At 40.5% G+C, this 12,435-nt stretch carries 10 protein-coding genes and 4 pseudogenes; 10 read left to right on the top strand and 4 right to left on the bottom strand.

Annotated elements, in window-relative coordinates; translation table 11 throughout:
* Positions 1–231 precede the first annotated feature (231 nt).
* Together I2483_RS07625 and I2483_RS07620 are read left to right on the top strand one after the other, a co-directional pair.
* Entirely contained in the window at positions 232–843 is a 612-nt protein-coding gene (locus I2483_RS07625; protein ID WP_186668195.1) for a DedA family protein, read from the top strand.
* A 7-nt stretch (positions 844–850) separates the two neighbouring features.
* Entirely contained in the window at positions 851–1,678 is an 828-nt protein-coding gene (locus tag I2483_RS07620; protein ID WP_186668194.1) for an undecaprenyl-diphosphate phosphatase, read from the top strand.
* Positions 1,679–1,738: 60 nt separating this feature from the next.
* Here the strand turns inward: I2483_RS07620 and I2483_RS19750 are convergent.
* The 3 genes and pseudogenes from I2483_RS19750 to I2483_RS19660 all read right to left on the bottom strand — a co-directional run.
* Positions 1,739–1,899 (bottom strand): annotated as a pseudogene (locus tag I2483_RS19750) (FAD-binding oxidoreductase); the annotation flags it as partial.
* 21 nt (positions 1,900–1,920) lie between these two features.
* Positions 1,921–2,061, bottom strand: coding sequence for a hypothetical protein (locus I2483_RS07610; protein WP_207174989.1), 141 nt, complete (start codon positions 2,059–2,061; stop codon positions 1,921–1,923).
* Between the two features lie 21 nt (positions 2,062–2,082).
* Positions 2,083–2,166: pseudogene (locus I2483_RS19660) on the bottom strand (FAD-binding protein); the annotation flags it as partial.
* Positions 2,167–2,856: 690 nt separating this feature from the next.
* Between I2483_RS19660 and I2483_RS07600 the strand changes: the two are divergent.
* From I2483_RS07600 to I2483_RS19745, 4 genes and pseudogenes are all read left to right on the top strand, one after another.
* Positions 2,857–4,788: a TRAP transporter permease gene (locus I2483_RS07600; protein ID WP_207174987.1), complete on the top strand. Its 1,932-nt coding sequence runs from the start codon at positions 2,857–2,859 to the stop codon at positions 4,786–4,788.
* A gap of 53 nt (positions 4,789–4,841) precedes the next feature.
* Positions 4,842–5,849, top strand: a complete 1,008-nt coding sequence (locus I2483_RS07595) for a TAXI family TRAP transporter solute-binding subunit (protein ID WP_255550335.1) — start codon at positions 4,842–4,844, stop codon at positions 5,847–5,849.
* Positions 5,850–5,895: 46 nt separating this feature from the next.
* Positions 5,896–6,765, top strand: coding sequence for a prephenate dehydratase (gene pheA / locus I2483_RS07590; RefSeq protein ID WP_207174985.1), 870 nt, complete (start codon positions 5,896–5,898; stop codon positions 6,763–6,765).
* Between the two features lie 231 nt (positions 6,766–6,996).
* Positions 6,997–7,125 (top strand): annotated as a pseudogene (locus I2483_RS19745) (undecaprenyl-diphosphatase); the annotation flags it as partial.
* A gap of 76 nt (positions 7,126–7,201) precedes the next feature.
* On the opposite strand, the gene I2483_RS07585 reads toward I2483_RS19745, so the two are convergent.
* A complete protein-coding gene (locus tag I2483_RS07585) occupies positions 7,202–7,942 on the bottom strand; it encodes an IclR family transcriptional regulator (RefSeq protein WP_207174984.1) in 741 nt (246 codons plus the stop codon).
* Positions 7,943–8,845: 903 nt separating this feature from the next.
* On the opposite strand from I2483_RS07585, the gene I2483_RS07580 reads away from it, so the two are divergent.
* From I2483_RS07580 to I2483_RS07565, 4 genes and pseudogenes are all read left to right on the top strand, one after another.
* Positions 8,846–9,718, top strand: coding sequence for a dimethylarginine dimethylaminohydrolase family protein (locus tag I2483_RS07580; RefSeq protein ID WP_481886325.1), 873 nt, complete (start codon positions 8,846–8,848; stop codon positions 9,716–9,718).
* 19 nt (positions 9,719–9,737) lie between these two features.
* Positions 9,738–10,499, top strand: coding sequence for a dimethylarginine dimethylaminohydrolase family protein (locus I2483_RS07575; RefSeq protein ID WP_207174982.1), 762 nt, complete (start codon positions 9,738–9,740; stop codon positions 10,497–10,499).
* Positions 10,500–10,542: 43 nt separating this feature from the next.
* Positions 10,543–11,961: an amino acid permease gene (locus I2483_RS07570; RefSeq protein ID WP_207174980.1), complete on the top strand. Its 1,419-nt coding sequence runs from the start codon at positions 10,543–10,545 to the stop codon at positions 11,959–11,961.
* A 12-nt stretch (positions 11,962–11,973) separates the two neighbouring features.
* Positions 11,974–12,435, top strand: a pseudogene (locus I2483_RS07565) (amino acid degradation protein); the annotation flags it as partial.

Raw genomic sequence — 12,435 nt, 5'->3', positions numbered from 1 at the left:
ACGATTGTTGATAACTCCGTATTTCATAAGGTTATCAACAAAAGGTAAAGAATCCATTAGGGTAATTAATGCGAGTAATACCGACGTAGAATCATAGGAATGGATTCTTTTGCATAAAATAATTGATAAGAAAGGCAACTTCTTTTTATAAAGGAACGTCCATTCATTTCACGAAGTCAGTTTGCACTTGCATTCGGTATTTAGTAAAGTAATAGTTGGTGGAGGCGTAACTTGGAAAATTGGATTACTGAATTTATGGATCAGTTTGGCTACTTTGGTGTGTTTTTATTAATACTGATTGAGAATGTGTTTCCACCGATACCATCTGAAGTCATTTTGACATTCGGCGGATTCATGACGACGTATTCAGATATGACACGAGTGGGCGTCATTATTGCGGCGACGGCTGGATCGGTTATTGGGGCGATGATTTTGTATAGTATCGGGTTATTTCTCGATGTGGAACGCCTTGAGAAAATTGTCGATCGGTGGGGAAGCGTTTTACGTCTTACACGAAAAGACATTCGCAAGGCCGATGCATGGTTTAACAAATATGGTCCGTGGACAGTGCTGCTCTGCCGCCTAGTTCCACTAATCCGTAGCCTAATCTCGATTCCAGCAGGCATGTCGAATATGAATTTCCCGCTATTCATTTTACTTACAACAATAGGTAGTCTGATCTGGAACGCGACACTTGTTATGATCGGCGCAGCAGTTGGCGACAATTGGCAATCGATCGTCCATTATATGGACATCTATTCGAACATTGCGTACGCACTGCTAGCAATTAGCGGTATAGCGATTTGCATTTGGTATGGTCGTTTCCGTAGAAAGAGAGTGTAGTTAACTTATGGAATTATTTGATTTGATTAAAGCGTTAATACTTGGATTTGTTGAAGGAATGACGGAGTTCGCACCTGTATCTTCGACGGGTCACTTGATCATTGTCGACGATATGTGGCTGAAAACGGAAGAGTTTTTAGGTAAATATCCCGCGATTACATTTAAAATCGTTATCCAGTTAGGATCGATTTTAGCAGTTGTCGTCGTATTTTGGAAACGTCTTTTTAGCCTAGTCGGTCTTTATAAGATTGATGGTAAAAAGATGAATTCACGCTTCAATTTAGGGCATGTCATTATCGGTATGCTTCCAGCTGTCATTCTTGGATTTGCGTTTAAAGATCTGATTGATGATTATTTATTCGGAGTGGAAACGGTTATTTTTGCCTTGGTAGCAGGGGCAATTCTTATGATTGTCGCTGACAAATTTGGTCCCAAAAAACCGAAAGTACAAACGTTGGACCAAATCACATACAAGCAGGCGTTCACAGTTGGTCTTGTCCAATGTCTGTCACTGTGGCCAGGGTTTTCGCGTTCAGGCGCCACAATTTCGGGCGGTGTGCTGTTCGGAATGAATCACCGGACTGCGGCAGATTTCACGTTCATTATGGCTGTTCCAATTATGATGGGCGCAAGCCTTGTATCGGTTTTGAAGAACTGGGAGTACTTGTCGATGGATAATCTGTCGTTTTACATCGTCGGATTCATCAGTGCATTCATTTTCGCATTGATTTCCATCCGCTTCTTCTTGAAGCTAATCTCACGCGTTAAACTTGTACCGTTTGCGATTTACCGACTTGTCTTAGCAGCTGTGTTAGCGGTTATTGTATTTTTATAAGAAATTGGAACGACTCCTGCACATTGGTGTACGGGAGTCGTTTTTTGCTTTTAGTAACTATTATAAGAAAATCTTACCCGGATTCAGTAAGTCTTTGGATCTAGCAGCTGTTTCATCTGCTTCATTACCTCTAGGGCCTCTCCATGTTAGGCTTGCTGAAACATACGCTTACCTAGACCCACACCATGTTCACCTGTACAACTGCCTCCGACTTCGATTGCTACCTCTTCTTCCGCCCCAGATTACGTTCCGGCAAATTCAAAAAACAGCGAGTGGGCTATGGGTATATCGTAGCCCACGTAGGCATTGACTGTCTCAATGCTTTTATCCTCGACAAGCTCCATCTCCATGCGTAATACGGGGATACCGCTTTGTAAAATCATTGTTGCGGCTCTCCGACACTACTCAAGATTCAACACTTGATCACGCATGGAACCATATTTTACAGCGGTTTTTCCACTGGTATTTGTCGCAACCATTCCCCCGATAATCTAGGCAGAAAACCACTGCCGAGGAAGGTATGGAGTTTGTTTTGTGAACTCGATAGTAAGAACTATCCGCAAGAAAAATAGAAGATTGAACTCATCCCAATAACGAAATAAATGAAAATTAAAACTTGACTTATAATTTTGACATGGTAACATTCAAAACAATTACTTTTGCGCGAAGCTAATGACAACTATTAAAAAATTAAATTAAATATACTTGAGAGATGGTCCAGTAATTATATTGTGAGCAGCAACAAGAGACTGAATGGTAGGTGTGAATTCAGGCAACAATATGTATGAAGTACGCCATTCGATATTCTCAACTACTAATGAAGTGGATGACCGGTCCAAAACCGGCCATCAATTAGGGTGGTAACGCGGAGAGCTTCTTCGTCCCTTTCCAAGGGATTGAAGGGGCTTTTTTTTGTACCCATTTTGTCTAGCTCCAGCCGCATTAGTAGTGGCAATAGCATCCATAATGAACGTTAGTATTCTTCAACTTTGAAAAGTGCCGCATTTGCCGATTTTGTTCTCTATCTTGAACTTGTTATTAATTTGCTATGGTCTTATCAAAAAAAATCCGTACCGTAAGTTGGAAGGTGAATGGTTTATCTTTACCTAAGAATATACTTGTTTTAGATTGACTAGTTAATCCTAAGTGAGCTATTTCGGGGGAAATGGAGGCGGAAAATGAGTAAGGAAAATGAAATAGGTGTTCAACTTGTTGAAAATGTCGATAGCGAATTCCGATTTCGGAAATACGTTGGAAAAACAGCTGTAGTAGTATCAACATTAGCTATTATTTGGTCGATTTTTCAGCTCATCGCTGCCGGTACAGGGGCACTTAATGCGATTACCCTTCGAGGCTGGCATATTTTATTTATGTTAGTGTTAGTGTTTTTATTATATCCCGCACGAAAAGAAAGGAGTGGGACCCTTCACCGCCCAACCATAGTTGACATGATATGTGTGAGCTTAAGTGTCCTTGCGTTTGGATATTTATTAATTAGTTATAAAGAGATTGTACTTCGCGGAGGCTATTTACTCACAATAGACTATGTATTTGGTGCTATCGGAATTGTAATGATTTTCGAGGCAGCTCGGAGAGTTGTTGGTAACCTTGCGATTCTCGCATTAATTTTTTTATTATATAATTTTTTTGGTGAAATCGTTCCAGGATCTTTTGGGCATAGTGGATTTAGTTTGAAAAGAGTGATAGATTACCTGTTTTGGGGTAGTGAAGGCATATTTGGGATTGCAGTAGGCGTTTCAGCTACATTTGTCTTTTTATTTATTTTGTTCGGGGCATTCCTGAAAATAAGTGGATTTAGCCAGTTTATCAATGATTTATCATTAACAATTGCTGGTCGCTCTCCAGGTGGCCCGGCTAAAGTAGCTGTCATTGCTAGTTGTTTAATGGGAATGATTAATGGAAGTGCACTCGCAAATGTAGCGACTACCGGAACAATAACGATACCTTTGATGAAAAAGACTGGATATAAACCACAGTTTGCTGCAGCGGTAGAAGCAGTTGCGTCTACTGGTGGCCAGTTTGCACCACCTATTATGGGGGCAGTTGGATTCGTAATGGCTGAATACCTCGGTGTTCCTTACACAACCGTACTTATTGCAGCGATTATACCAGCTTTACTTTATTATGTAACACTAATCATGGTTGTTCATTTTGAAGCAAAACGTTTAGGGTTAAGAGGTCTTTCTAAAGAGAATATTCCAAATGTCTTTGAGGTTCTGAAGAAACAAGGGCATTTATCATTACCACTTATTGTTCTAATGGTTATGTTGTTCAAGGGGTATACGCCTGTTTATGCAGCTGTATTTTCGATTGTAGCTTGTGTAGTTGCGAGTTGGGCGCGAAAAGATACACGAATGGGCATCAGAAAGATTTTACAAGCACTCGAGGAGGGGGCGAGAGGAGCACTTGGTGTAGCTGTGGCCTGCGCTATTGTTGGGGTAATTATCGGGACGGTTTCATTAACAGGTATTGGTTTGACTTTTGGCTACACGATTATGGCAAGCGCTAATGAGAGTTTACTTATTGCAAGCCTCCTTGTAATGCTGATGAGTATTGTTCTAGGCATGGGTGTACCTGGAGTGGCGGCTTACATTATTGTTGCCACAGTAGGTGCGCCGGTTCTGATAAATCTAGGTGTAGCGCCACTAGCTGCTCATATGTTCGTGTTAATTTATGCTTGTTTATCTAATATTACGCCGCCAGTTGCATTAGCCTCATATGTAGCGGCAGGAATTGCAAATACGAACCAACACCAAGTTTCAATGATAGCAATGCGATTGGGTATAACCGGATTTTTACTCCCGTTCTTCTTTATCTATGAACCGGCATTACTTCTAGGGGAAGAGGCGTATACAAAGAGTATTATTCCTGTATTAACGGCCTTAGTGGGTACCGTTTCATTAGCAGCCGGTTTACAAGGTTGGCTACTAAAAGGGGCGACAGTTATTCAAAGGATTATTTTAATAGTAGTTGGGCTGCTAATGATTGCGCCTGGAACTGTGACAGATGGAATAGGTATTTGCTTCTTGTTAATTGTTGTTATCTGGCAAAAGTCAACAATGAGAATGACGAAAGAAGTGAAAGTATAGCAGAATTAAAGTACTGAAGAACTAGATTTTCTATCATGAGAGGGTGTTTGCCAATGGTTAAGAACAGTTGGAAGAAAATTATGTTGATAGGTGTGTTAGCGATGATCACTATACTTGCTAGTGCTTGTGGAAGCGATGGCACCGAAGAAACAGAAGGGGGGAAATCCTCTAAACCAGTGCAGTTGAATTTCCCAACCGCATCAACGACAGGAACAATTTATCCACTTGGCGCAGCAATGGCTAATTTATGGGGAAAAGAAGTCCAGGGTGTTCGTGTAAATGCCCAAGCTTCAAATGGCGGCGTCGATAATCTAAATTTGATGAAAAACGGTGAAGCCCATATTTCCTTTGCAACAACGGGTATCATTTGGGAAGCCTATAACGGTGAAAGAAGTTTTAAAGATCGCCAATATAAAGACGTTCGAATCGTTGCGGGGCTTTATTATAATCCCAATCAATTTGTGGTTCGAAAAGATGCAGGAATTAAATCAATTTCAGATTTAAAAGGAAAGCGCTTTGCACCAGGAGCAGTAGGAAGTACACCTGAGGTAGAATCCAGTATCATTTTACCGGAATACGGAATCGAGTATCCAGATGACATTAAAGAAAATTTTGTTGGGTTCACAGAAGCCATCGATTTAATGAGGAATAAACAAATCGATGGTGCATTGATTCAAGCAGGACTACCTACGGCAGCAGTTACAGAAATGACATCTACTGCGGATGGTGTATTGATTGGAATTGAACCGGAAGTCCGTAAATCATTAATGGAAACTTATCCGTGGTATTCAGAAGTAACGATTCCAAGTGGAACATATGAAAATCAAAAAGAAGATATCGATACATTAGCTATTAAAATGGTATTAATGGCAGACGCTTCAGTAGATGATGATACTATTTATGAATTGACAAAAGCTTTTTGGGAAAATATCGATAGTTTGAAATCTGCCCATGCAATTGTTAACCAAATGAATATAGATGAGGCGGTAACAGAACTCGCTGATATTCCAATCCATAGTGGGGCAGAACGTTACTATAAAGAAATTGGTATTTTAAAGTAGAATTTTTTTGAAGTAAAGACGTCATGTTTAAAAAGGGAGGTGTTAGATGATGAAGGGAAATAAGAAAAGTATTGGATATCTTGGACCCACGGGCACGTTTACGGAGCTAGCGGTAAATGCCCTATTTCCAAATAGACAATCGGTGAGTTTGCAGGGATATTCTTCGATCCAAGCATGTTTGCTAGCAGCTCGTCAGATAGAAACCAACTATACTGTTGTTCCAATTGAAAACTCAATTGGCGGATCTGTAGATATGACACTCGATTGGCTCATTAATGAAATTAATGTACCCATTCAGGCCGAGGTACGATTACCGATACATCACGAATTATTAGCAAACCAATCACAATCATTAACTCATAATTATGAGGTTATTTATGGACATCCTCAGGCATTAAAACAATGCAATCAGTATTTGCGAGATTTCTACCCCGATATAGAGCAACGTGCGACTGATAGTTCCGCGCTAGCAGCTAAGATTATCTCTGAAAATCCTGATGAATCGTGGCTTGCTATCGCAAATTTCGTTGCCAAAGATATTTATGGGTTATTGGAAATAAAGAAAAATATTGAAAATAACATAATGAATATGACTCGTTTTATTGTACTGGGATATGAGGAATTAATGCTTCCTGAAGATAGTATGAAATCTTCGATAATAGTGTCTTTTCCGGAGAAAAAATTGATGATGCTTCATAAAGTTCTAGCTATTATTGATCACTGGGGGATTACACCGACAAAGATTGAGTCAGTACCTATGAAAACAGAACTGGGTGAATACGTTTTCTTAATTGATATTGATACAACAAATGTATTATCTAGTTATGTACGGGCTTGTTCTGATATACGTGACTTAAATTGTAAACTTCGGCAATTGGGAACGTATCCAGTATTAACAGCAGACATTGGATATTGATTATCCAATTCGATTAAGTAGGATCTGTGACTTGAGCTATGTCGATGATATGTGACTTAGAATAGTGGAGTTCCTGGTGAAATATCCTGTAATCACATTTAAGATTGTGATTCAGTTAGGTTCGATATTTTCGGTTGTTGCCGTATTTTTGAAGCGTTTATGTAGTTTAGTTGGATTTAATAAAATTTGATGGTGAAAAGATGAATTCACGTTTCAATTTAGAGCTTGTCATTATCGTTTTACATCGTCGGTTTCGTTAGCGCATTCATCTTTGCGCTAATCTCACGCGTTAAACTTGTACTGTTTGCAGTTTACCGACTTATATTGGCGGCTGTATTAGCGGTTATTGCGTTTTTATAAGAATTTGAAACGACTCCTGCACATTGGTGTGCGGGAGTCGTTTTTTGCTTTTACATTAAAGTCTAAAAGCATGTGATCAATTGTTGCTAGAACCTAACTTTTCAGAAATCCGTCTGCCTGTTTCCATTACTTTTTCAATAAGGAAATCCATCCGATTTTCAGTCAGATTGAAACTGATGAAACCTATACTGACTGCTCCTACAACTTCTCCGAGGCCGTCTAGAATTGCCACAGCTACGGAAGAAGTGCCTTCCGTCCTCTCTCCGTGGCTTGTTGCATATCCTTGTTTTTTTATCTCTTTTAGTGTTGCTTTAACCGTAGCCAATTGCTCAATAGGTAAAAGTTTCTGCAAAATAGCTGCCGATTTAGAAGAAGGCATGTTGGCAAGCATCGCTTTATTAGCCGCACCGATATGCATTGGAATACGCAAACCCAGTTGGTCATAAATCCGAATTGTATTTTTTTCGCTATCAATTCTTTCTAAAATAATTGCTTCAACCCCTGCCGGTCTGCTTAGATAGACACTTTCATCTACTTCATGGCCTAAACGCTCCAGTTCGGGTCTTATTGTAGTGACGTAATCCATCGAATCATACACTTGCAAACCGTATTCTAACCAAATCGTTCCGAGCCGATAGCATTTCGTACGCTCATCCTGCTCCACCATACCTTGTTTGATCATTGCTTTCAGCAATCTATGCATTGTGCTGAGGGGTAACTCACATTGCTTGGACAGGTCTGAAATAGATACGCCATTTTCTGCCGTGTGTGCAGCGAGTGTTTTGGCTACGATCATTGCGCGGTCAATTGATTGCATGTAAAACACCACCTGTCATATAAATAACTACGTAAAATTCCACGTCTGTTGATTAACCATTTACCTGCATAAAAAACTAGTGAAATGGGCATGAATACTTTCATTTTCACTGGGATATTTTCGGTCCGCTTTCGGCGAAATAATCACGACACCTTTACCGAGGGGGAAGATGTGGCTAGAAGTGTCTCCGTCACTTCTAGCCACATCTTCGGGGAGGAATTGCAGTTCATTTCTCCTTGGTCATCCTGTTGTGAATAATTTCCTGTAGCGTTCCTACACCATTTAAGTGAATAATGCAGTTGCTTTGAAAGAAAAGAATAGTTGACTTTCTATAGAGATTATAAGTGCCCGAAGATACAATTTCGGGTACTTAGGCACATTGTACAATGCGTTCTTTTCTTACTTCCAGCAAAGTGTATGCATCTAATCATGTGATAGCTTATAGAAAGTGACGCTTCTTTACTAGTAAAAAAGAAAAAAACAAAGAGAAAATTTCAGCCGCCAAAATTTCATCTTTGGCGGCTTTTATCCAAATAGGAAGCACCGCTATTCTTTCATCCCAAAAAGCATCTGCACTTCGTGTACTTAGGCATTTGGAGTGCGACGGATGAATAACCACCATACGATTATCCCTACACATCCAGACATCACGGTAATCATATAGAAATCATTCAATCCTAAGCGATCTAAAAGCAACTATACACATGGCGTCTAAGTTCTGATCAGGTTTATTAGTGGTTATTTTTAGTTAATCAACAGACATGGTAAAATTCATTACTCTGAAAATTTTAATTTGAAGTATTCGAAATACATTGACATTGTATCACGAAGAGAATATATTTTATATATAAACTTTCCATTCAACGGAAACGTTTTCCACTATGCGGAAAAGGGTGACGTAAATTGACTTATTGTTCATCAATGTACAGACCATTAAAGCGGGTAATTGTAAAGCATCCAAGTGCAGCTTTCTTAAATCAGAACCATCTAGCGAATCAATGGAAAACATTTAATTACCTTGAAGAACCAAACTTTGAAGAGGGAATCCGTGAATTTAAGGATTTTATCGCGATTCTTGAAAAATATGTGCCACAAATTGACTATTTGCCGGCTTCGCCTGAAGTTGGTATGGATTCGTTGTATGCGCATGATCCGGTGAAGTTTACGCCAGACGGAGCAATCATTTTGAAATCTGGTAAAAAGCTGAGACAACCGGAAGCTGCAGTATATAAAGAGTTCCTTGCAGAAAAAGAGATTAAGATTGTTGGTGAATTGACGGGAGATGCAGTATCGGATGGTGGAGATATCATTTGGTTGGACGACAAGACACTCGTTGTAGGTCGTGGATACCGTACGAATGACGAAGCGATCCGGCAACTAAAAGAAATGACGGCTTCTTTCGTTGATGAATTCATCATCGTTCAACTGCCGCATGACCAAGGAGAAGCGGAATGTCTGCATCTAATGTCGTTCATCAGCATGGTCGATCGTGATTTGGCTGTTGTACATTCCCGTCTTATGCCGGTATTTTTCCGTCAGCTACTTATTGAACGAGGAATCCAGTTGATCGAAGTGCCAGAAGATGAATACCATACCCTTGGCTGTAATGTATTAGCACTTGCGCCGCGTGTTTGTGTAATTGCAAATGGTAACGCTTCCACGAAAAAGCAGCTAATTGATGCCGGTGCAACGGTCTATGAATACAAAGGGGAAGAAATCAGTGTGAAAGGGACGGGCGGGCCTACATGTCTGACAAGTCCAGTTGTAAGAAACTAAAATTAGGGAGTGGATTGGTATGTATACAAACGTAATCGTAAAAACACCGGGAAAAAGCTATTTGAATGGATTGACGACTTCTGATTTAGGTAAACCCGTATTTGAAACGTTATTGGAACAGCATAAAAACTATATTGAAGCTTTGGAAAAGTGCGGCGTGACTGTTACCCATCTTCCTGCAAGTGAGGAATTCCCAGACTCCACATTTGTAGAAGATGCAGCTGTATTAACAGCTGACTTCGCGGTTATTACAAATCCGGGAGCAGAATCACGTAATGGGGAAATCAAAGAAATCGAAGCTAGTCTAAAAGGATTTTACAAGAAATTTCATTATATAAAATCGCCAGGAACACTTGACGGCGGTGATATTCTACAAGCTGAAAATAGTTTCTACATCGGGATTTCTGAACGGACAAATGAAGAAGGGGCACTTCAATTGAAAGCCATTTTGGAACATGAAGGTTATGAAGCGACAATTATTCCGTTGAAAGAGTTTTTCCATTTGAAAACAGGAATTGCTTACCTAGGAGATAACCGGATGGTCGTAGCGGGAGAATTTGTGGATCATCCAGCATTTGATTCATATGAAAAAATTGTTATAGGCAAGGAAGACGAGTATTCGGCCAACTGTATCCGTGTCAATGACTATGTCATTATTCCGTCAGGATATGAAGAAACAAAACGTAAATTTAATGAAGCAGGTTATGAAACAATTGAACTGGAAATGTCCGAAGTTCAGAAGCATGATGGCGGATTAAGCTGTCTGTCACTACGCTTCTAATCGCAATAGAAAATTAAATGGGAAAAACAGGGGAGTGAATTTTATGTCAAGTAAAGGGGAGCAACCGCAAGACAATTTATTGAAACGTTCCATGAAAAGCCGACACTTGTTTATGCTTTCTCTTGGAGGGGTAATCGGGACGGGATTATTTCTAAATGCAGGTTATACAATCAATCAAGCCGGGGCAGGGGGAGCATTGCTCGGCTACTTATTCGGTGGTTTGATTTTATATATGGTTATGGTTTGTCTTGGCGAGCTGGCTGTCCATATGCCTGTGACAGGGTCTTTCCAGACATATGCAACGCGTTACATTAGTCCTACGGCTGGCTTTTCACTTGGCTGGATGTATTTCGTAGGTTCCGCCGCCACTGCTGGAGTGGAATTCACTGCTGCTGGAATACTCATGCAACATTGGTTCCCAAATGTCCCGATTTGGATGTGGTGTTTGGCATTTGTGGCTCTCTTATTCTCTTTGAATGCGTTGTCGACGAGAGGTTTTGCAGAAGCTGAATTCTGGTTTGCGGGTATTAAAGTCGTTGCAGTTATTCTGTTCCTCGTCATTGGGTTTGCAGCGATTTTTGGCTTCATTCCCATGGAAGATCGTACAACACCATTTTTAACAAATTTAGCTCCTACAGGGTTATTCCCAGCGGGCATTGCTATCGTTTTTGTAACGATGATGAACGTTATCTTCTCGTATCAAGGTTCGGAGCTGGTTGGAATTGCGGCAGGGGAAACTGAAAATCCTGAAAAGAACATTCCGAAAGCGATCCGGACGATAATTTTTAGAATAGTCGTTTTCTATATCGCTTCTATTATTGTCTTATCTGCTATTTTCCCTGCATCCGAACTTGGTTTACTCGCGAGTCCGTTTGTGACGTTGATGGAAATCGCAGGTGTTCCGTACGCGGCGGGCATTATGAACTTTGTTATCTTGACGGCAATCTTGTCAGTCGGAAACTCGTGTCTATATGCGTCAACGCGTCTTCTATGGGCAATGTCAAATGAAGGAATGGCACCTAAGGTGTTCGGGCGTCTTTCGAAAAGGAAAGTACCGCTCAATGCACTTATCTTCACAATGACGTTCTCTCTTTTGTCATTATTAACAAGTGTAATGGAAGCAGAAGCAGTGTTCGTATTACTTATGTCGATTGCAGGAATATCCGTTACGATTTCATGGATGGGAATTGCGACATCCCAATTGATGTTCCGTCGTCACTACTTGAAAGGGGGCGGGAAATTGGAAGATCTGAAGTATAAAGTTCCTTTCTATCCATATGTCCCGTTGTTTTGTATCGCCTTTTGTCTTCTCATTCTCGTCTTTTTGGCATTCGATCCAACACAGCGAATTGGTCTATACTACGGTGTAGGATTCTTGGTTGCCTGTATGCTATTTTATAAATTTAGGTTGGAAAAAAAGAACAAGGTCATTGTTGAAACTAAAGTCGAACCTGTAAATTAAAGGAGAATTATTATGAGCCAATTACTATGGGGCACACCCTCTACACTTCGGTCACTGTTATGTGAACTAGTTAGCTGGGATAGCCGTACGTTAACAGATGGCGAGCGTGCATTTGCTCCCAAGTTAGGGGCGAAATTAAAAGAACTAGCTTATTTCAAAGACAATCCGGACCGGTTGGAACTGCACGATGCTGGTCTTGGTCGTCACGCAGTTACTGCTTTGTACAAGCACCCGGATGCAACGGAAACAATCGTGCTTATGAGCCATTTTGATACGGTTTGGACAGAAGAATATGGTGTATTAGAACCTCTTGCTTTTCATCCAGAAGAACTGACGAGAATATTGTCTGAGCCCAATCACAATGCCGATCTTCCTGAAGCTGCACGTATTGACCTTGAGACAGGAAATTACTTGTTTGGTCGCGGTACGATGGATATGAAAATGGGGCTTGCGCTCCATATGCAGCTCATCGAA

The organism is Sporosarcina sp. E16_3, from assembly GCF_017347125.1.
Taxonomy (GTDB): Bacteria; Bacillota; Bacilli; order Bacillales_A; family Planococcaceae; genus Sporosarcina.
Note: the sequence above shows the minus strand (reverse complement) of the source record. Positions and strands in the feature narration are given on the sequence as shown.

Coding starts and splice junctions, on each gene's coding strand:
- I2483_RS07570 (WP_207174980.1), top strand. CDS start 10,543: ATGTCAAGTAAAGGGGAGCAACCGCAAGACAATTTATTGAAACGTTCC.
- I2483_RS07595 (WP_255550335.1), top strand. CDS start 4,842: ATGGTTAAGAACAGTTGGAAGAAAATTATGTTGATAGGTGTGTTAGCG.
- I2483_RS07575 (WP_207174982.1), top strand. CDS start 9,738: ATGTATACAAACGTAATCGTAAAAACACCGGGAAAAAGCTATTTGAAT.
- I2483_RS07585 (WP_207174984.1), bottom strand. CDS start 7,942: ATGCAATCAATTGACCGCGCAATGATCGTAGCCAAAACACTCGCTGCA.
- I2483_RS07600 (WP_207174987.1), top strand. CDS start 2,857: ATGAGTAAGGAAAATGAAATAGGTGTTCAACTTGTTGAAAATGTCGAT.
- I2483_RS07620 (WP_186668194.1), top strand. CDS start 851: ATGGAATTATTTGATTTGATTAAAGCGTTAATACTTGGATTTGTTGAA.
- pheA (WP_207174985.1), top strand. CDS start 5,896: ATGATGAAGGGAAATAAGAAAAGTATTGGATATCTTGGACCCACGGGC.
- I2483_RS07610 (WP_207174989.1), bottom strand. CDS start 2,061: ATGATTTTACAAAGCGGTATCCCCGTATTACGCATGGAGATGGAGCTT.